General features: G+C 71.4%; 13 protein-coding genes. 10 read left to right on the top strand and 3 right to left on the bottom strand.

The window, feature by feature from the left end; genetic code table 11:
• Positions 1-782: 782 nt before the first annotated feature.
• Genes LLG88_10915 through brxC form a run of 3 tightly spaced genes read left to right on the top strand, consistent with a single transcriptional unit; the run spans position 783 to position 5,622 of the window.
• A complete protein-coding gene (locus LLG88_10915; GenBank protein MCE5247412.1) occupies positions 783-1,610 on the top strand; it encodes a hypothetical protein in 828 nt (275 codons plus the stop codon).
• A gap of 3 nt (positions 1,611-1,613) precedes the next feature.
• Positions 1,614-2,171, top strand: a complete 558-nt coding sequence (locus LLG88_10910; GenBank protein MCE5247411.1) for a DUF1788 domain-containing protein — start codon at positions 1,614-1,616, stop codon at positions 2,169-2,171.
• 4 nt (positions 2,172-2,175) lie between these two features.
• Positions 2,176-5,622, top strand: coding sequence for a BREX system P-loop protein BrxC (gene brxC / locus LLG88_10905; GenBank protein MCE5247410.1), 3,447 nt, complete (start codon positions 2,176-2,178; stop codon positions 5,620-5,622).
• Between the two features lie 33 nt (positions 5,623-5,655).
• On the opposite strand, the gene LLG88_10900 is transcribed toward brxC, so the two are convergent.
• On the bottom strand, positions 5,656-5,853 hold the full coding sequence (locus LLG88_10900; protein MCE5247409.1) for a hypothetical protein: 198 nt from the start codon (positions 5,851-5,853) through the stop codon (positions 5,656-5,658).
• A gap of 60 nt (positions 5,854-5,913) precedes the next feature.
• On the opposite strand from LLG88_10900, the gene LLG88_10895 reads away from it, so the two are divergent.
• The 6 genes from LLG88_10895 (at position 5,914) to LLG88_10870 (ending at position 16,682) form a co-directional block, all read left to right on the top strand.
• Positions 5,914-9,159, top strand: a complete 3,246-nt coding sequence (locus LLG88_10895) for a BREX-1 system adenine-specific DNA-methyltransferase PglX (GenBank protein MCE5247408.1) — start codon at positions 5,914-5,916, stop codon at positions 9,157-9,159.
• Entirely contained in the window at positions 9,156-11,468 is a 2,313-nt protein-coding gene (pglZ, locus tag LLG88_10890) for a BREX-1 system phosphatase PglZ type B (GenBank protein ID MCE5247407.1), read from the top strand. Before LLG88_10895 ends, pglZ begins: the two co-directional genes overlap by 4 nt.
• Positions 11,465-13,519 carry a BREX system Lon protease-like protein BrxL gene (brxL, locus tag LLG88_10885; protein MCE5247406.1) on the top strand — a complete coding sequence of 685 codons (2,055 nt, stop codon included), beginning with the start codon at positions 11,465-11,467 and terminating at the stop codon, positions 13,517-13,519. The genes pglZ and brxL overlap by 4 nt, the downstream gene beginning before the upstream one ends.
• Positions 13,520-13,542: 23 nt before the next feature.
• On the top strand, positions 13,543-14,073 hold the full coding sequence (locus LLG88_10880) for a hypothetical protein (GenBank protein MCE5247405.1): 531 nt from the start codon (positions 13,543-13,545) through the stop codon (positions 14,071-14,073).
• Between the two features lie 235 nt (positions 14,074-14,308).
• The gene (locus tag LLG88_10875) at positions 14,309-14,728 is read left to right on the top strand and encodes a YraN family protein (GenBank protein ID MCE5247404.1); all 420 of its coding nucleotides are present in this window, start codon (positions 14,309-14,311) and stop codon (positions 14,726-14,728) included.
• Between the two features lie 67 nt (positions 14,729-14,795).
• Entirely contained in the window at positions 14,796-16,682 is a 1,887-nt protein-coding gene (locus LLG88_10870) for an SEC-C domain-containing protein (GenBank protein MCE5247403.1), read from the top strand.
• 81 nt (positions 16,683-16,763) lie between these two features.
• Here the strand turns inward: LLG88_10870 and LLG88_10865 are convergent, their stop codons facing one another.
• Together LLG88_10865 and LLG88_10860 are read right to left on the bottom strand one after the other, a co-directional pair.
• On the bottom strand, positions 16,764-17,744 hold the full coding sequence (locus LLG88_10865; protein ID MCE5247402.1) for a class I mannose-6-phosphate isomerase: 981 nt from the start codon (positions 17,742-17,744) through the stop codon (positions 16,764-16,766).
• On the bottom strand, positions 17,744-19,282 hold the full coding sequence (locus tag LLG88_10860) for a phosphomannomutase (protein ID MCE5247401.1): 1,539 nt from the start codon (positions 19,280-19,282) through the stop codon (positions 17,744-17,746). Before LLG88_10860 ends, LLG88_10865 begins: the two co-directional genes overlap by 1 nt.
• A gap of 260 nt (positions 19,283-19,542) precedes the next feature.
• Between LLG88_10860 and LLG88_10855 the strand changes: the two genes are divergently transcribed.
• The gene (locus tag LLG88_10855) at positions 19,543-19,767 is read left to right on the top strand and encodes a hypothetical protein (GenBank protein ID MCE5247400.1); all 225 of its coding nucleotides are present in this window, start codon (positions 19,543-19,545) and stop codon (positions 19,765-19,767) included.
• Positions 19,768-19,803 lie beyond the last annotated feature (36 nt).

Genomic DNA, 19,803 nt, shown 5'->3' with positions numbered 1-19,803 from the left:
TCGTCGAGCGTCGGCAGGCCGCGCGCAAGGCCCGCGACTGGGCCGCCTCCGACGCGCTGCGCGCCGAGATCGCCGCGCTCGGCTGGGCCGTCGAGGACACGCCGCAGGGGCCGAACCTCAAGAAGCTCTGAACCTGCGCGCTCGACGGCGCGCGGCCCTGGCCGCGGCCTCGTCGTTCTCGACGGCGAGTGGGATCGCTGTCGCTGCGGCGCCCTTGAAGCCGCGAAACAACTCAACGGCGTCCCGGGTTCCTCTCATGGAACGATACTGGCGACCGGTGATGTTCCGATCGTCCGAAGGGAAGCCAGGCGACAACCTGCGCCGCCATTTCCAGTGCCCCCGCTGTGCTTGGAGCGTCGCGCTGAACGTGGCGGCAGGCACAACCCGCTATCTCGTTTCCGGAGCCGCCGACACGCTTCGGGTGGTCCCGCAACGAGAGAAGCTGCCGGGGCAAGAGCCGGTGGTATGGAGAGGGCCACACTGTCTGCAAGGACGTTTTCCGCGCGTCAGCGATGGCGTTGGCTCTCGCGGCTCCGGTCACCGGCGTCGGCGGCGCCCCCGGCTTCGGCGCCTGTCGGCGGAAGCGGCGCGCCAATCGAGATCAAGGCGGGGACGAACGCGCCCGTACAAATCGCGGGTCGCTCTTTGCGCCCCCGAGAAGGAGAGCCGCCCGCAAGGAGTCGGGCGGACGTCGATCGCCCCTCGTGGGGGTTGAGCTCGTTTGAGGTGCCCGTGATCTCTCCCTTGGGGGGTGTTGTGGCCGACGCTCGGGGAGCGTAAGTTTGGCCGGCAAGTTTGCCGGCGAGGATGTCGTGACCACCGACAGCGTTCAATTTCGTCCGTCTCGCCCCGTCGATGACGCCGCACGGATCGGCTTCCGATTCGGCGCCAAAGGAACCCACACCAGCCGCACGATGATGCTCGCCGAGCTGACGGCGGTCTTCGCGGTAACCGCGCCCGACGTCCTCCGAACGCGCTACGCGGACGCCATCGTGATGGAGAACTGCCTCGGCAAGACGACGAGCGCGACCCGGAGGCTGACGAACCAGCGGTTGGGCGAGCTGTACGGCCTCGATCCGACGATTCCCCTCTTCCGCGTCCTGCGTCGAGTCTGGGATCTCGACGCGCCGGGGCGACCGCTCGCCGCGCTGTTGTGCGCCATCGCTCGCGATCCCCTGCTGGCGGCCACCGCATCCGCCGTCCTTCCCCTGCCCTCCGGCGAGGAGTTTCAGCGGAACACGATGCGCACAGCGCTGCGAGAGGCGGTCGGCGTGCGCCTCAACGACACCATCCTCGACAAGGTCGTTCGGAACACGGCCAGTTCCTGGACCCAGTCGGGCCACCTCGACGGCAGGACATTCAAGCGGCGTCGGCTCGTGCGCGCGACGCCCGCGACGCTGGCTTACGCCCTGTACCTCGGGCACGCCGCCGGCTACTGCGGCAGTGAGTTGTTCACGTCCGGCTGGTGCCGCCTGCTCGATTGCGATGGAGCGGAGGCGCGGGAACTCGCCCTCGACGCCAAGAGACTGGGCCTCGTTGATCTGCGGATCTCCGCCGACGTGGTGACGATCGATCCCGCTCGCCTCGACCCCGCGACCATGGGAGTGTGACGCATGAGCCGACTCGAGGATCTTGCCGAACGCTACGGACGCCACCTGGCCACGCCCTGGCAGCGCACGGTCGCCGGGGCGCAACGGGTCGTGATGGTCGTCTACGACAAGACCTGGGAGCGGGCGCTGCGGGCGCGGCACGTGATCTTCGAGACCGCCACGCGCCAGTCCGGTCACGATTGGCACGAGATCGACATCGCCCCCGCGTTTGCGGAGTGGCTCGCCGGCGACGATGAGTACCGCGATTCCTACTTCGCCGAGCCCGAGCTGCTGCAGATCAAGCTGGAGGCGGAATTCCCGAAGTACGTCGCGGACCGGCTTCGTGCCGTGCTCACCGATCCGGGTGTGACGGAGACCTCGGTCGTCGCCGTCTTCGGCGTTGGAGCGCTGCTCGGCTTCGCCCGCGTCTCGCAGATCGTCAAGCTCGTCGAGGCCGACGTCCGGGGCCGGCTGGTGATCTTCTACCCAGGGCACTGCGACAACAACACCTATCGACTGCTCGACGCCCGGGACGGCTGGAACTACCTCGCGGTCCCGATCACCGCGAACGTTGAGGAGTAGCCCGATGAAGGTCAAGGATGTCCTGCTGCGCGATCCGGCGGATCACCCCCTCGTCAACAACGGTCAGGCGCGCATTGCCGACGACAGCGAGCTGGCGATGCAGGAGCTCGAAGGCGAGCTGCGCACGTTCGTCTGCGAGGGGCAGTACGCCGAGGGGATCCAGGTGATCCTCAACTCGTTCCTCACGGACCACTCGCGCACCAGCCAGCGCGCCGCGTGGGTCAGCGGCTTCTTCGGCAGCGGGAAGTCCCACCTCCTGAAGGTGCTCTGTCACCTCTGGCGCGACACGAGGTTCTCGGACGGCGCGACCGCCCGCTCGCTCGTCCCCGCGCTGCCCGACGAGATCAAGGCGCAGCTGCGCGAGCTGGACACGGAGGGGCGCAAGGGCGGCGGGCTCGTTTCCGCGGCGGGCGCGCTGCCGGCGGGAACGACCGACCAGGTTCGCCTGACGATGCTCGCGGTTCTCCTTAGGGGCCTGGGGTTGCCGGAGCTGTATCCGCAGGCATGTTTCTGCCTGTGGCTGCACGAGGAAGGGTGGTTCGACCGGGTCAAGCAGGCTGTCGCTGCGGCGGGGAAGACCTTCGAACACGAGATCAACAACCTCTACGTCAGCGGCGTCATCGCGAGGGCGCTCCTTGCCCTCGCCCCGGGCTTCGCGTCGAGCGAGGCCGAAGCCCGCAAGCGCCTGTATGAACAGTTTCCGTCCCCGCGGACCGACATCTCGAGCGACCAGTTCCTGCGCATCGTGAAGGACGCGCTGCGCCTTGCCGGGTACGGCGGCAAGCCGCCCTGCGCCCTGCTCGTGCTCGACGAAGTGCAGCAGTACATCGGCGACTCGAGCGAGCGCTCGGTCTTGGTCACCGAGACGGTCGAAGCCATCTCGAAGCAGCTCGACGCGCAGGTGATGGTCGTGGGGGCCGGGCAGAGCGCGCTGACCGAGATCCCGCTGTTGCAGAAGTTGATGGATCGCTTCACCGTCCGCGTGACGCTCTCCGACAACGACGTCGAGACGGTCACGCGCAAGGTCCTCCTGCAGAAGCAGCCCGCGAGGCTCGCGGATGTGCGCAGGCTCCTCGAAGATCACGCGGGCGAGGTGTCGCGGCAGCTCCATGGGACGCGCATCGGCGAGCGCACCGAGGATCACGAGGTCGCGGCCGACGACTATCCCCTGCTGCCGGTGAGGCGGCGCTTCTGGGAAGCCTGCTTCCGCCAAATCGACGCCGCGGGAACCCAGAGTCAGCTCCGCTCGCAGCTTCGGATCATCCATGACGCCGTGGCCCGGCAGTCCCCGCGCGGGCTCGGCGCGGTGATTCCCGGCGACGAGCTCTTCGACGCACTCGCGCCGGAGATGGTCAACACCGGCGTCCTGCCGCGCGAGCTCAACGAGAAGATCGTTGGTCTCGAATCCTCGCACGGAGCGCTGGCGCGGCGGATCGCGAGCCTCGTCTTCTTGATCGGCCGGTTGCCGCGCGCGGCGGGCGTCGATCTCGGCGTGCGCGCGACGGCCGCGCACATCGCCGACCTCCTCGTCGACGACCTCGCCGGCGACAACGGTAAGTTGCGGACCGAGGTGGCCGCGACGCTCGCCACGCTCTCGAGGGCTGGAATTCTGCTGGAGGTCGGCGACGAGTACCGGCTCCAGACGCGGGAGGGGGCCGAGTGGGACCGCGAGTTCCGCACGTGCCAACAGAAGCTGAGCACCAACGCGGCGCAGGAGCAGATCAAGCGCGAGGAGCTCCTCTACGCCGAACTCGGACGGGTCGTCGGCGGAATCCAGCTCTTGCAGGGCGCATCCAAGGTGCGGCGGACGCTCACGATCAGCCGGGACGCGACGCTTCCCGCCGGCGACGGCGAGAGCCTCGTCGCCTGGGCCCAGGACGGGTGGTCGAGGGCCGAAAAGGACGTCGTTGCGGCGGCGCGCGCGGCCGGAACCGACGATCCGCGGCTTTTCATCCACATCCCGCGACAGAAGGCGGACGACCTCAAACGCGTCATCGTCGAGTCCGACGCCGCGCAGCAGACCCTCGAAGCCAGAGGGACGCCCTCCACTCCTGCGGGGCAGGAAGCTCGGATCGGCATGCAGACGCGCCGCGACCGGGCCGCGACCGAACGAGACCGGCTGATCGCCGAGATCGTCGGCAACGCCAAGGTCTTTCAGGGCGGCGGCAACGAGATTCTCCTTCCCTCGCTGACGGAGCGCCTCCGCCAAGCCGCCGATGCCGGATTGGTCCGGCTCTTCCCGCGCTTCAAGGACGCCGATCACGCCGCGTGGGAACTGGCGATCAAGCGCGCCAAGGAGGGGGCCGACGAGCCGTTCCGGCCCGTGGGCCATGCGGGCCCGGTCGAGCGCCACCCCGTCGCGCAGCAGGTGCTGACCACCGCCGGCGAGGGCAAGACCGGGACGGAGGTGCGGCGCGAGCTTCGCGCCGCGCCGTTCGGCTGGCCGCAGGACGCCGTGGATGCGGCGTTGATCGCCCTCCACCGTGCGCAACTCGTCACGGCAGCTCTCAATGGCACGCCGGTCGCCTTGGGCCCGCTCGATCAGAGCCGGATCCCCAAGGCGGTCTTCCGCGTCGAGCACGCCACGCTGACCGTCGTGGAGCGCGTCGGACTGCGCAAGCTCTTCGGCCAACTCGACATCGCGTGCAAGAGCGGCGAGGAGACGCACCGGGCGCCGGACTTCCTGCGGGCGCTGCTCGATCTCGCGCACGTGGCCGGCGGCGACCCGCCGCTTCCCGCGGCGCCCTCGACCACGGACATCGAGGATCTCGCGCGGCTCGTAGGCAACGAGCAGCTCGTCGCGCTGAAAGAACGCGCGAAAGAACTGGAACAGCTGATCGAGACGTGGAAGAAGCGCCGCGACATGGCAACCGCTCGGCGCCGCGACTGGACGCTGCTCGACGGGCTGGCCGCGCACGCCAAGGCGCTGCCGCAGGCAGAGTCGGCGCTCCAACAGGTCGCGGCGATCAAGGCGCAGCGCCTGCTGCTCGAGCCGTCCACCCCCCTCCCGGCGCTGCTTGGCACCATCACCGAGCTGCTGCGGTCCGAGGTGACTCGGCTTCATCAGGAATTCCTCGCGCGCCTCGCATCGACGACCAAAGGCCTCGAGCAGGACCCGTCGTGGGCGCGGACGTCGAAGGCGGAGCGCGAGTCCATTCTCGCCGACGTCGGGCTCGGGCATCCCTGCGCCCCCGCCATCGGGACCGCCGACGAGTTGCTCACTCACCTGCGGGCCAAGCCCTTGGACACTTGGGCGAACGAACTCGACGCCCTCGCCGCCCGGGCCGGACGCGCGCTGACCGAGGCCGCGCGGGGGCTCAAGGGACAGGTGCGGCAGGTGACGATCGAGCCGACGACGCTCGAGTCCGAGGCCGACCTCGAGGCTTGGCTGGGGCGCCAGCGCGAGCGGATCCGGACCGCCCTCGCGGACGGCCCGGTCGTCATCGGTTGACGGTGGAGCGGGAGGGGGACGATGCCCAGCTTGTCACGCGAACTGCGGAAGGACCTCGAGCGCGTCATCCGCGCGGCGCGGCGTGTCGCCGAGGCGGGGGCGCGTCAATCGTTGCAGCGCCTCGGTGTCCAGGCCAAGGACGCGCCGGCCGAACTCACGGCCGACGAGCGTGCGCTGCGCGCCCGGCTGCGCGCGCATGGGCGGCAGCTCGGCGACGCCCGCGACGCGCATGCGGGCACCCAGGCGATCGACAGGCTCACGGCCGAGTGCGCCTACGAACACTGGCACCGGATGCTGTTCGCCCGGTTCCTCGCCGAAAACGAGCTGCTCATCGAGCCGACGTCGGGACACCCGATTTCGCTCGCCGACTGCCGCGAGCTGGCCGCGGAGCGTCGCTGTGACTGGATCGGGCTCGCCGCCGGGTTCGCGCAGTCGATGCTGCCGCAGATCTTCCGCGAAGACGATCCGGTTCTAGACGTCTCTTTGCCTCCGGAGACACGACAGGAACTCGAGTCGCGGCTCGAGGCGCTCTCGCTCGAGGTGTTCGTCGCCGACGACAGCCTCGGCTGGGTGTACCAGTTCTGGCAGGCCGACGCGAAGGAGGCCGTCAACGCCTCCGGGGTGAAGATCGGCGCCGACGAACTGGCGTCCGTCACTCAGCTCTTCACCGAGGACTACATGGTCCTCTTCCTGCTCCACAACTCCCTTGGTGCGTGGTGGGCAGGAAAGATCCTCGCCGCGCGTCCCGGACTCGCGCGGGAGGCTTCGTCGGAGGAGGAGCTGCGTCAGGCCTGCGCCGTCCCGGGCGTCTCGTGGACGTACCTGCGCTTCGTCCGGGAGGACGATGCCTGGCGCCCCGCCGCGGGAACGCACCCGGGCTGGCCGACGTCGGCCAAGGAACTAACGCTCCTCGATCCGTGCATGGGAAGCGGCCACTTCCTCGTCTTCGCGCTCCCGATCCTCGCCGCCCTGCGGATGCGGGAGGAGTCGCTCTCGCTGCCCGACGCCGCCGATGCGGTGCTGCGCGACAACCTCTTCGGCCTCGAGCTCGATCCGCGCTGCACGCAACTCGCCGCGTTCAATCTCGCGCTGTGCGCGTGGCGGATGGGCGGCTACCGGACCCTGCCGCGGTTGAACCTCGCCTGCTCGGGTCTCGCGGTCAGTGCACGCGAGGAGGACTGGGCCGCGCTCGCCGGCGCGGACCGGCAAGCGCGCGGCACGATGGAGATGCTCCACGCGCTCTTCCGGCAGGCGCCGATCCTCGGGAGCCTGATCGACCCGCTGCGCGTGACCGGTCCGCTGTTCGCCGCCGAGATCGTCTCGATCCGGCCGCTGCTGGAGTGCGCGCTGAAGGCCGAAGACGGCGATAGCGCCGGCCTCGAACTGGCCGTCGCCGCGCAAGGCGCCGCCGCCGCCGCCGACCTCTTGACGCGGCGCTATCACCTCGTGATCACGAACGTCCCCTACCTTGCGCGGGGCAAGCAGTGCGCCGAGCTGCGGGACTTCTGCGAACGGCATTACGCCAGCGCGAAGAACGACCTGGCCAACGTGTTCCTCGAACGTTGCCTCGAGCTCGCCCGGCCGCGCCACGCGGGCGTCGTGCAACTCGTCATGCCGCAGAACTGGTTGTTCCTGACGAGCTACAGGAAGCAGCGCGAGCGGCTGCTGACGACGAAGACGTGGGACCTTCTGGCACGGCTCGGCGAGGGTGGGTTTGAGAGCGCGCAGGCGGCGGGGGCGTTCACGATCCTGCTCACCCAGACCAACGGCCAGCCGCTGCCCACGCACACCCTCCGCGGCCTCGACGCGAGCGGCCCACGCACGGCTCAGGCGAAGGCGGGGCTGCTCGTGTCGGCGGGGTTGCGGTCGGTGGGACAAGCGGCGCAGCTGGCCAACCCGGATTGCCGTATCGGCCTTGACGAAGGCGGCAATACTCCGCTCTTGGCGTCAAGGGCCAACTCCTATCAGGGCATTACGACCGGAGATAACCCCCACTTCATCGCCTTCTTCTGGGAGACATCTGGGGGCGGGCATTGGGCACCCTTCCAGTCAACAGGGGACGACAGTCAGCTTTTCGTTGGACGTGAACAGGTGTTTCTTTGGGAACAGGGCACCGGTGAACTCGCCGCTTCTCCCGCCGCACGGATACAGGGTCAGGTGGCCTGGGATGCGCCAAGTGTGGCGGTGCGCCAGATGCGTTCTCTGCCCGTGACACTCGCGAGCGGCAGCGCGTGGGACATGAACAGTGCTGCCATTGTCCCCAGCGATAGGAAGCACCTCCCCGCCGTGTGGTGCTTCTGCTCGTCCCCCGAGTACGCCGAAGCCGTGCGCCGCATCGATCAGAAGCTCAACGTGACGAACGCGACCCTCGTCAAGGTTCCCTTCGACCTCGTTCGCTGGACAGCGGTCGCCAATGAGCGCTACCCGCACGGCCTCCCCCAACCCTTCTCCGACGACCCGACGCAGTGGATCTTCCACGGCCATCCGTTCGGCTCCGTCGTCTGGGACGAATCGACCAAGCGGACCGCGCACGGCGCGCCGCGCCTGAGCGCCGACTCGCTGCAGGTGGCGGTCGCGCGCCTGCTCGGCTACCGCTGGCCGGCCGAGTTCGACGAATCGATGGAACTCGCGCCTGAGCAGCGCGAATGGGTGAGGCGCTGCGCGACGCTCGACACGCACGCGGACGAGGACGGGATCGTCTGTCTTGTTCCGCTGCGCGGCGAGCCGCGCGCCGCCGAGCGCCTGCAGGCACTGCTCGCCGCGGCGTGGGAAGAAGGACCGTGGACCGCCGCGCAGCAGAACGCGCTCCTGACGGCGGCCGGATTCGCCGGCCGCACGCTTGAGGACTGGCTGCGCGACGGGTTCTTCGAGCAGCACTGCCAGCGTTTCCACCAGCGGCCGTTCATCTGGCACGTCTGGGACGGCCGGGACGACGGATTTGGCGCGCTCGTGAACTACCACCGGCTCGCCGCGCCCGACGGCGGCGGCCGGCGAACGCTCGAGAAACTGATCTACGCCTACCTCGGCGACTGGATCGACCGCCAGCGCGCGGACCAGAAGGCCGGCGTCGAGGGGGCGGACGCGCGCCTCGCCGCGGCGGAACACCTGCGCGGCGAGTTGCAGGGGATCCTCGACGGCGAGGCGCCGTACGACCTCTTCGTCCGGTGGAAGCCGCTCCGCCAGCAGGCGATCGGCTGGGAGCCCGACCTCGACGACGGCGTGCGGCTCAACGTCCGACCGTTCGTCACCGCGCGGCCGCTCAACGCCCGAGGCCGGAACGCCTCGATCCTCCGCGTCACGCCGAACGTCAAGTGGGACAAGGACCGCGGCAAGGAAGTCGCGCGCGACAAAAAGGACTTCCCGTGGTTCTGGAGCTGGGACGGGACGACCGCCGACTTCGGCGGCGGCCCTGAGTTCGACGGCAACCGCTGGAACGACCTCCACTACAGACGAGCGTTCAAGGAGGCCGTGCGGGAGCGCGCCTTGGTCGGCGCGAGCGGGGACCCTCAGGGATGTTCGCGCGGAGGTGCGCGATGACCGTGCTTGACGCCCTCGTCGAGGCGCTGCGCGGCGCGACGCGGCACGCCGCGGGGAGCGACGCGCCGCCCGTGGCGCTGCTCTGGCCCGATCCCGACGGCGAGTGGCGGCAGCTCGTCGCGCCGCTTCGGGCGGCGCTCCCCGAGCTGTTCGTCCTCGGTCCGTATGCGCCCGACGACCGCCAGGGTCCGGTGATCTGGCTCAAGTGCGTCGTGGACCGCGCGCTGCCCGGCCTCGCGCTGCCCGACGACTCGGTTCCCGTCCTCTATCTGCCCGGCGTGGGGCGGCAGGAGCTGCGCGCCGGCGATGCCTGCCCGGCGGAGTTCCAGCCGTTGATCGAGCTGCAGTACCGCGGGGCGACGTGGCACCAGAGCAACGGCCGCGAATGGACGATCGAGGCTTTCCTCGGCTCGACGCACGGCCTCGGGCTCGACATCGCCGGCGACCGACCGACCGCGGACGCGCTGCGACGCGCGCTCCCGCTTGTCGCCGCGACGTCGGTCGAGGCTCTCACCGGCCGCCGCCTCGAAGCCGAGGACTTCGACCGCCTCGCCGTCGACGATCCGCCGCGCGATCTCCTCTCGTGGATCGGCCAGCCCGAGCGCTTCCGGTCCGCATGCGAGGCCGCGCGCTGGGCGACCTTCCTCGACGTCTGCCGGCGGCAGTTCGGATTCGATCCCGAGGAGGACGGCCCCGAGGAAGCCGCGTCGCGTCTGGCGCACGGTGGCGACCGCTGGGACGACGTCTGGCGGCGGTACGCCGAGGCGCCGCGCCTCTACCCGGGCGTTGCCGAGCGGCTCGGCGGGGTTCAGCCCAAGGACCTGCTCGTCGACCAGACGCGGCTCCCCGCCAGCAACGACGCCGAGGAGCGCGCGCTCGCGACAGCGCTCGGAGAGATCGTCGCCCTGGGCCATGGCGCTGCCTGCGACCGCGTTCTCGTGCTCGAGCGGGAGCATGGACCGCGTCGCGCGGGTGTCTGGGCCCGCCTCGGGCGGAGCCCGCTCGCGCTCGTCACGGATCCCCTGGCACGTCTGGCGCAGGGCGCGACGACGGTTCCGTCAGGCGAATCGCTCGATTCGTTCTCGCGCGACTACGCCGAGCGGGGCTGGCGCGTCGATCGCGCGCTGCTCGATGTCTTGGCGCAGCCGCTCGAGCCGGCGCAGCGCGAGATCGTCGATCGCGCGGCCCGACACCTCTACGAACCGTGGCTCGACGCGGGGGCGCGCCGTCTTCAGGCCCTCGTCGCCGCGGGCCCGGCCGGCGTGCGAGAGCGCGCTGCCGCGTACCGCGCCGATCCCGAGACGTGCTTCGTCTTCGTCGACGGGCTGCGCTTCGATCTGGCCGTCCGGCTCGGCGAGCTGCTCGAGGCCCGCGCGCTTCGCGTCGGTGTGGGCCACAGGCTCGCGCCGCTTCCGACGGTAACGTCGACCGCGAAGCCGCTGGCAACGCCGGTGGCCGATGCCGTCGGCGGCGTGGCCTCGATCGAGACCTTTACGCCGCGTCTCGGCGCCGCGGGCCGCCCCGCCGACGCGAACCGCCTGCGCGAGGAGATGGCGCGGCGTGGATTCGCGATTATGGGACGGGGCGAGACGCGCCTTCCCGTCGGCGGGGTGACGGGCGGCTGGACGGAGATCGGCCAGATCGACGAACTGGGCCACAAGATGAACGCCCGGCTCGTTTCCCAGCTCGAGGTCGAGTTGCAGGCGGTCGCCGCGCGGGTCGCGCAGCTCCTCGACGACGGATGGCCGCGGGTCACCGTCGTGACCGACCACGGCTGGCTCATGCTCCCCGGGGGACTGCCGAAGGTCGCGCTTCCGGCTTCCGTGGTCGAGAGTCGCTGGGCACGCTGCGCCGCCGTGCGCGGCGCCTCCACGACGGACGTTCCGACCTATCCGTGGCACTGGGATCCGGACACGATGATCGCGATGCCGCCGGGCATCGGGTCGTTCGTCGCCGGAGCCGAGTACGCCCACGGCGGGATCAGCCCGCAGGAATGCGTCGTGCCCGTTCTCGTGGTGGAGCGGCGCGCACCCGCCGTCCGCGCGACGATCAGCGAGGTGACGTGGCGCGGCATGCGCTGCCGCGTTCGCGTCGACGCCAGCGTCGCGGGACTGAGGATCGACCTGCGCCGCAACCGGCTCCGCGAGGACACGAGCGTTGTAAGCGCCCCCGCCGTGCTCGGCGACGCCGGGGCGGCGAGTGTGGTCGTGGACGACACCCACGAAGGGGCCGCCGCCGTCGTCGTGGTTCTCGACGGTGACGGCAATGTCGTCGCCTCCGAAGCGACGACGATCGGAGAAGCCCGATGAGCGTGCAGATGGATGATCTCGATCGACTCGCCGCGTCGGTCTTCGACGGGTACCTCGTGCGGAAGGACTTGGTGCGCCGCTACTCCCGGCAGTACCCGGTGCCGACCTATGTTGTCGAGTTCCTCCTGGGTCGGTACTGCGCGAGCGTTGACGAGAAGGAGATCGCCGAGGGTTTGGCGATCGTCGAGAAGCAGCTCAAGGACCGGACCGTCCGCACCGGGGAGGAGGAGCTGTTCAAGGCGCGGGCCCGCGAAGCCGGGCCGGTCAAGCTGATCGACATCATCAAAGCGCGCCTCGACCCGCGGAACGACTGCTACATCGCCGAGCTGCCGAGCCTCGCGTTGCGCGACGTGCGGATCGATGACGTGCTCGTGCGCGAGAACGAGCGGATGCTCACGGATGGCTTCTACGCCGAGGTAACGCTCGGGTACGACGGGATCGTCGCCCAGCAGCAGGGCGGTCGGCCGTTCAAGGTCGAGGCGCTGCGCCCGATCCAGCTCTCGAAGGCCGACGCTCTCGACGTTTTCGCTCAGGCCCGGCGTGCGTTCACGACCGCGCAGTGGATCGACTTCCTCCTCCGCTCGATCGGCCTCGAACCGAAGGCGTTCAACGAGCGCGCCAAGCGCGTCGCGCTGCTGCGGATGATCCCGTTCGTCGAGCGCAACTACAACTTCGTCGAGCTGGGGCCGCGAGGCACCGGCAAGAGCCACCTCTTCCAGCAGATCTCCCCCTACGCGCACCTGATCTCCGGCGGCAAGGCGACCGTCGCGAAGATGTTCGTGAACAACGCCACCGGCCAGCGAGGACTCGTCTGCCAATACGACGTCGTCTGCTTCGACGAGATCTCGGGCATTTCGTTCGACCAGCGGGATGGCGTCAACATCATGAAGGGCTACATGGCTTCCGGGCAGTTCAGCCGCGGCAAGGAGAACATCCGCGCCGACGGCAGCCTCGTGATGGTCGGCAACCTCGACGTGGACGTCGAGCAGCAGCAGAAGATCAGCCACCTGCTCGGGCCGATGCCGCCCGAGATGCGCAACGACACGGCGTTCATGGACCGGCTCCACGCCTACGCTCCGGGATGGGACTTTCCGAAGGTCAGCGCCGCGGAACATCTCACGGATCAGTTCGGGTTGGTCAGCGACTTTCTCAGCGAGTGCTTGAGCCGCCTTCGGTCGGGCAACCGGGTGACCGTGCTCCAAGGTCGTGTCCACCTGGGCGGCGCCTTGTCGGGACGCGACATCGAGGCGGTGAACAAGTCGGTGAGTGGGCTGACCAAGCTGCTCTTCCCGGACCCGGAGATGCCCGTTCCGGACGCTGATCTCGAGTGGATCGTTCGCCTCGCGCTGGAGTCCCGTCGCCGCGTCAAGGAACAGCAGAAGCGGGTCTTCAAGAGCGAGTTCCGGAACACGCACTTCAGCTACGTCCTTGGGACCGAGGGGGTCGAGCAGTTCGTGTCGACGCCGGAGTTGCACAGCGACGAGGCGATCGAGACCGATCCCCTGCCTCCGGGGCAGGTCTGGGCGGTCAGCCCCGGGTCCGGCGAGGCCGGCCCCAGCCTCTACCGCATCGAGGTCGCCTGCGGCCCAGGGACCGGCGTCAAGATCCTCAACCAACCTACGCCGCCGCCGTTCAGGGAGAGCGTCAAGGTCGGCGAGCAGAACCTCTACACTCGCGCCAAGGAACTCGTCGGAGACCGCAACCCCCGCGGGGATGAGTTCTCGGTCCAAGTCCGCGCAATGGACGCGGACAAGGCCGGCGCGGGCCTTGGCCTGCCCGTACTCGTGGCGCTGTGCGGATCCCTGCTCGGCCGCAACACGCGCGGCGGCACGATCGTCGTCGGCGAGCTCAATCTCGGCGGCTCGATCGAATTGGTCCCGAACGCCGTCCGGATCGCCGAGCTGGCGGTGGACAAGCAGGCGCAGACCCTCCTGATGCCCGTGGCCTCGCGCCGGCAGCTCAACGACCTTCCCGACGAGCTGTGGACGAAGCTCAGCATCGAGTTCTATCGCGACGCCGCCGACGCGGTGTTCAAGGCGCTCGTGGAGTAGCGCGCCTATTCGAGGAGGTCCTTGTGTGGCCGGTTCTGATCGGGGCTGCGATTGCGCTCATCAGCGCGCTGCTCGGAGCCTTGATCCCCGCGTACTATGCCCACCAGCTGTATCGTCTCGCGGAGCGGCGGCGCGCTGCAGAGTACCTCGTGGACTGGCTGCACACGACGACGACTCGCCTCCTGGACCTGACTGTTTGGAAGAACGCTCGGCTGCAGGTTGAAGAGACGGCGGAGCAGGCGAGACTCTACTCCGAGAACAAGCGTGCGCTCCGCGACCTTCTCCTGGGCCCGCGTCCGTCGTTTGTGGCGTTTTTGGGCTTTGGAGACGGTCCCGAACTCAAACTCACCAAGCGGCTGCAGGAGGAGCTGTTGGCGGTCAACCGCCTCCTCGTCAACGCGCGGGAAGATTGGCCGGAGACTTCGCGGAAGGTAGAGCGGCGTTTCGCCGACACGATCGATCCCATGATGTCCGCATATGTGGAGCGCCTTGCTCAGCGAGGAAGACTGCCGGAATCGCTGAAGCTAGCCTTGACGCAGCGCAACGATCTCTGAGCGCGACCGGCGCGTGATGAGGTCGCTGGGATGTACGCTGCGCATCGACGCCAACGGCGCCAGTGCTACTTCCTACGCGACGACGACGCTCGCGGCGGGACGGGCGCGGGCGCCGCGGATCCGCGGCGCCTTCGTCGCGGGCGGCTGTGCGGGTTGCTGTTCCGGCGTCCCGCGGCGGCAACGGGCGGGGCGCGGTCCGCGTCGCGCGGGCGGCGAAGCGGCGCATCGTTGGGGCGTGGGCGACGAGCCGGTCCTTCCCGCCGCGCCGGGGGCGGTGCGCGATCCGCGGCGCCGCGCGGCGAGCGGGCGGGCGGCGGAGGAGATCGCCGCGCGCCATCTCGCCGCGCGGGGGTTCGCGATCCTCGACCGCAACGTGCGCCGCCGCGGGAGCGAGCTGGACATCGTCGCCCGCGACGGCGGGGAGATCGTCTTCGTCGAGGTCCGTTCGCGCCGGCGCGGCTCGCTCTTCGATCCCGCGGCCACCGTCGGCCCGCGCAAGCGGCGCGCGCTGCGCCGCGCCGCCGTCCGCTGGCTCGCCGAAAACGGCCTCGGCGACGCCTTCTGCCGCTTCGATCTCGTCGCCGTCAGCGTCGCCGCCGACGGCTACCGGCTGCGCCATCTGCGCGGCGTCTTCGTGGCCGAGGACGGCGCCTGACCTCCTTGGCCGCGGGCCGCCTTTCCTTGTAACGTTGCCCCGCGCCGCGCGGCGCGGAGGACGGACGATGAGGCTCGGCAAGGAGACGATGCTGCTGCGGTCGGGGGACGCGCTGCTCGAACTGGAAGAGGACAGCACCCTCGCCGTCCTTTGGCGCTCCCTCGCCGCCGTGCGCGGCTGGGCCGAGGACGAGGAGTACCGCTTCGTCCTCGCCGGCGAGACCGAGCCCGACGAGTCGCGTCCCGCCGAGGTCGTGCCGCGGCGCGACGCGTCGCTGGTGATGCTCGAGCACTGGCTCGAGCCGGGCGTCGGTCTGTGGCTCGTTCGCCCCGGCGACGGCGGCGCGCTGTGGATCGCCGTCGAGGGCACGCGCCGCGCCTTCGCCGACGTCGAGTATCCGCGCCTCGTCGAGGGCCCGGGCGGCGCGCGTCACCTCGAGGCCTTCGGGACGGCGGAGGAGGCGAGGCGCCTCGCGGCGCTCGAAGCGCCGGCGCGCGATCTGCTGGCGGCGATGGGCGAGTTGGGAGACGCGAACGAAGGCGACTTGCTGGACGAGCGCGTCGCGTCGCTCGCGGCGGGGCGGATCGAGCGGCTCCTCGACTTCGCCGAGCGCGAGCCGCGCGCCCTCATGGCGATCGACGACATGCTCGAAGTGGATTGGCGCGGCGCGTTGCGCGAGCTGCTCCTCCCCGCCTTGGCCGAGAACGGCCGCCTGCCCCGCGCCCTCGGACTCGTTCGCCGGCTCGGCGCCGCCGATCCCCTCGGGGAGTGGGGCGCGGAGGAGGCCGTGCTCCTCTTCGCGGCGCAGCGCGACGAGGAGGGCCGCGCCGTCCTCGCCGCGGTCGAGGCGGACGCGGGCTTCGGCGTCGTGCACCGCGTCGCCTTCGCCGAGCGCCTCTTCCGCGTCGGCCGGGTCGATCTCTGCAAGGAACGCCTGCTCGCCGCGATGGACGATCCGAAGATCCCGCCGCGCGTCGCGGCGGCGGCGGCGCGGATCCTCGCCGCGATCCACCGCGCCGCGGACGGCGCCGACGAGGCGGTCGTGCTCGAGGCGCGGGCCGCCGAATGGGACGCCCGCGCGGAGGCCGTCGAGGACGAGGCCGTCGCGGGCGACGAGGGCGCCGACGAAGATCTCGACGTCGCCGAGGAGATCGACGAGGACGACGCCGGGAACTTGATCGAGCAGGACGACGTGGAAGGGGAGGACGAATACCGCGACGCCCCGCCGGCGTGGCTGCGCGTCGATCAGCGGGCCGTGCCCGCCGAGATGCGGAACGAGCCGTGCCCCTGCGGCAGCGGCCGGAAGTACAAGAAGTGCTGCGGCGTCCCGCGCATCGTGCCGCCGGAGCGGAGCGAGTTCGAATCGCTGGCGCGGTCGATGACGGCGTTGCTCCTGGGGGAGGACTTCGGCCAATTCGGCGAGGTGGCGCTCAATCGCTGGGACCGCATCCATCTCCTCGCGGCGTCGTTCGAGGAGGGGCTCGAGCTGTGCCCGCCGCCGGCCCGCGAGGCGCTGGCGCTCTTCGCCGGCGCCGACATGACCATCGAGGGGGAGACGCTGCTCGAAACGCTGCTGCGCGGGGGACGGTTGTCGGCGCAGGAACGGGCGGTCGCCGAGCGGCTCGCCGCGTCGTGCGTTTCGGTGTGGCGCGTCGAGGACGTCGCCGGCGACGCCCTGCGCCTGACCGACTTGGTGCGCGGCGGCGAGGCGGTCGTGCGCGAGCCGTACTGGTCGCGCCTCGCGCCCGGCGCGCTCGTCGCGGCGCGCCTGATCGAGCTCGACGGCGCGCTCCATTTCGCGGCGATCCCGTTCGTCTACGCCGCGGACGAGCTGCCGCGGCTGCACGCGGCCTTCGACGCCGAGCTCGCCGCGCGCCGCGCGGTCGCGCCGGACGAGCCGATCGAGAAGTCGCTGAAGGCGCTCGCGCCGCTGTTCCACGACCTCGCGTTCTGACCGGACGACATTCCCGCTGACGCGCTCCTTCGGCCGAGGGGGCGCGTCGCCGTCTTGGGCCACGGCGCCGCGCGGGCGGCGTCAGGGGCGCGAGGCGAGGAGGATCGTCGAGCCGGGCGCCGCGCGGAGTTCGTAGCGGCCCGCGGCGGCGGGGACGAGGGCGCTGTCGAGCGGGCCGCGGCGGACGCAGCCGCCGCGCGCGACGATCGTCGCCTCGCCGGCGACGACGGTCAGCAGGTGGAACCGCGTCCCTTCGGTGTCGAGCTCGACCGGCCGCTCGAAGGCGTCGAGCACGTCGAGCGTCAGCGCCTCGTGCCGCACGAAGCGCCGCGCCCGGCAGCCGCGCGCGCCGCCGAAGCCGCTGGTCGGCGCCGCGAGGTCCGGCCCCGCGTCGTCGAAGCGCGCGACCGCCAGCGCCTCGGCGACGTGCAGCGTGCGCGCCTTGCCGTCGAGGCCGAGGCGGTTCCAGTCGAAGACGCGGAACGTGAGGTCGGAGTTCTGCTGGAACTCGACGACGCGCACGCCGGCGCCGAGGGCGTGGATCGTCCCCGCCGGCACGAAGACGACGTCGCCGCGCGCGACCGGGACCGCGTGCAGCAGGCCGGCCACCGTCCCCGCGGCGAGCGCCTCCTCGAGCTCGCGGCGCCCCGCGCCCGGCGCGAGGCCGCGGAAGACGCGCGCCCCCGGCGCGGCGTCGAGCACGTACCACGCCTCGGTCTTGCCCGAATCGCCGTACGGCGCCGCCGCCTCGTCGTCGGGATGGACCTGCACCGAGAGGTCCTCGCTGGCGTCGATCAGCTTGAGCAGCAGCGGAAACAGCTCGGGGCGCCGCGGATCGCGCGCCGCGCCCATCAGGTCGTCGCCGCGGCGCCGCGCGAGCTCGTCGAGCGCGACGCCGTCCGGCGTGCGCGAGACGTCCCCCTCGCGGTCGCAGATCTCCCAGCTTTCGCCGATCGGTCCCGAGGGCGCCTCGGGCGCCCGCCCGCGCAGGAACGAGCCGCCCCAAACGCGCTCCTTGAGCCGCGGGAGGAAGACGAGCGGGGCGTCGAGGGGGCGGTCCATCAGCGGCCCCGCCACGCGTCGGCGTCGGCGAGCGTCCGCTCGGCGAGGGCGCGGGCCTCGTCCGGCGCGCCGGCCTCGGCGTAGCAGCGCAGCTCCGGCGCGTTTCCCGAGGGACGCAGATGCACGACGTCTCCGCCGACGAGCGTCATCCGCACGCCGTCGGTCTCGTCGATCGAAGCGACGGGCGGGAGCCACGGGAAGAGGCGCGCGGCGGCCGCGGCGCCGCCGGCGCGCAGCTCGGCGAGGCGCGCGGCGGAGATCTCCGGCGGGAAGTCGCGCAGGCGGTCGGAATGGGTGAAGCGGGCCGGCAGCGCCGCGGCGAGGGCCGAGAGCGGCCCGCCGGCGCGGAGCGCGGCGCCGAGCGCGGCGAGGATCGGGGCCAGCGCGTCGCGCGTCGGCAGCGGCGAGAGCGGGCCGCGCGGCGCCGCGGTCGGCGTCGCCGTGAGGAAGCCGCCGTTCGCCTCGTAGCCGACGACGGCGCGCGCTCCCTCGGCGGCCGCGCGGGCCATCGCCTCGATGACGTAGGGGGAGCCGATCTTCGTCCGCCGCACGTCGCGGAACGCGCCGCAGCGCTCGACGACGCTGTTCGAGCTGACCGGGGTGACGACGACGTCGGCGCCGAAGAAGCGCGCGGCGAGGACGCCGAGGACGTCGCCGCGCAGCCACGCGCCGCGCTCGTCGGCGAGCAGCGGGCGGTCGCCGTCGCCGTCGGTCGAGACGAGGGCGAAGAAGCGGCCCTCGGCCGCGACGTCGCGCGCCAGCGCCTCGTCCTCGGGGCGGATCGCCTCCGTGTCCACGGGGACGAACCGCCCGCTCCGGCCGAAGGGAACGACGTCGGCGCCGAGCGCTTCGAGGATCTCGCGCGTCAGGTCGCGGCCGACCGCGCTGTGCTCGTAGAGGCCGATCCGCGCCCCGCGCAGCCAGTCGGCGGGGAACGCCTCGACGAAGCGGCGCGCGTAGCCGAGGCGCGCCGCGGGGTCGGGCACCGCTGTGTCGCGTGCCGCGATGTCGCGCGCCGCGGTGTCGGGTGCCGCGATGTCGGGCGCCGCGGCGGGAGGCGGCGCGGGGAGCGCGCCGCGCGCGTCGAACGGCGCGTCGAGCGGCGCGGTCCGCGCGAGGATCGCCGCCTCGTCGCCCTTGAGGATTTCGCCGTCGGGGCGGTAGTACTTCACGCCGTTGCGGTCGTCGGGGATGTGGCTCCCCGTGACCATCGCCGCCGGCATCCGCGCCGCGAGGGCGCGCGCGGCGAGCGCGGGAGTGGGCACGAAGCCGCAGTCCTCGGCCTCGAAGCCGGCGTCGAGGAAGGCGCGCCGCACGGCGGCCATGATCCGCGGCGTGCTGGGGCGCAGGTCGCCGGCGACCGCGGCGCGCCGCGCCGGGCCGGCGAGGCCGCGCGCGGCGAGGTGGTCGAGGAACGCGCGCGTCGTGCCGTAGACGACCTCGTCGGTCAACGCGTCGGCCAGGCCGCGCAGCCCGCTCGTGCCGAAGCGGACCCCCGTCCGTTCCATCAGTTCCGCCACGACCGCCGTCGCGCCCACGCGTCCGCTCCCCGCGCCGACCGCTTCTTCGGCGCATCGGAGAAAGGTAACGCAAACCGCGCGCCGGGGGGAGACTCCCCGCGCCCGCGAGCCGCGCTCCCCCAACGTTGTCGCCGCCGGGAACGGATCCCCTTTCGGACGGCGCCGCGTCGGGACGGTCGGGCGTCGTCGTCTCATTGAGAACTGTCCCGGCGCCGCGGGGCTTGGTATCCTCGTTGTTCCGCCGGCGCGGGCCGCCGCGCCGCCGAAGGAGGCCCTCGATGCGAATTGCCGGAACGGTGTTCGCGGGCGCCGCGCTCGTCGCCGCGCTCGTCGCCTGCGCTCCGCGCGAGGAGGCGACCTCGCCTCGCGCCCGCCGGGCCGCCGCCGAAGCCGCCGCGTACGCCGCCGCGCTGCCGTTCATCGAGAACGACTACGCGCGCGCGCTCGCCGCGGCGAAGGCGAAGGACCTGCCGATCTTCGTCGACATCTGGGTTCCTTGGTGACACACCTGCCGCTTCATGCGCGCCAACGTCTTCACC

This window comes from bacterium, assembly GCA_021372775.1.
Lineage (GTDB): Bacteria > Acidobacteriota > Polarisedimenticolia > J045 > J045 > JAJFTU01.
The sequence above is the reverse complement of the archived record's forward strand: the minus strand, read 5'-3'. Positions and strand labels throughout refer to the sequence as shown.

Excerpts from the sequence above, each read along its gene's own strand:
- LLG88_10910 (MCE5247411.1), top strand. The coding sequence starts at position 1,614 with ATGAGCCGACTCGAGGATCTTGCCGAACGCTACGGACGCCACCTGGCC.
- brxC (MCE5247410.1), top strand. The coding sequence starts at position 2,176 with ATGAAGGTCAAGGATGTCCTGCTGCGCGATCCGGCGGATCACCCCCTC.
- LLG88_10900 (MCE5247409.1), bottom strand. The coding sequence starts at position 5,853 with ATGCGCGTCGCGGGCGTCGCCGAGCTGCCGCCCATGCGCGCGCAGCCG.
- LLG88_10895 (MCE5247408.1), top strand. The coding sequence starts at position 5,914 with ATGCTGTTCGCCCGGTTCCTCGCCGAAAACGAGCTGCTCATCGAGCCG.
- pglZ (MCE5247407.1), top strand. The coding sequence starts at position 9,156 with ATGACCGTGCTTGACGCCCTCGTCGAGGCGCTGCGCGGCGCGACGCGG.
- brxL (MCE5247406.1), top strand. The coding sequence starts at position 11,465 with ATGAGCGTGCAGATGGATGATCTCGATCGACTCGCCGCGTCGGTCTTC.
- LLG88_10870 (MCE5247403.1), top strand. The coding sequence starts at position 14,796 with ATGAGGCTCGGCAAGGAGACGATGCTGCTGCGGTCGGGGGACGCGCTG.
- LLG88_10865 (MCE5247402.1), bottom strand. The coding sequence starts at position 17,744 with ATGGACCGCCCCCTCGACGCCCCGCTCGTCTTCCTCCCGCGGCTCAAG.
- LLG88_10855 (MCE5247400.1), top strand. The coding sequence starts at position 19,543 with ATGCGAATTGCCGGAACGGTGTTCGCGGGCGCCGCGCTCGTCGCCGCG.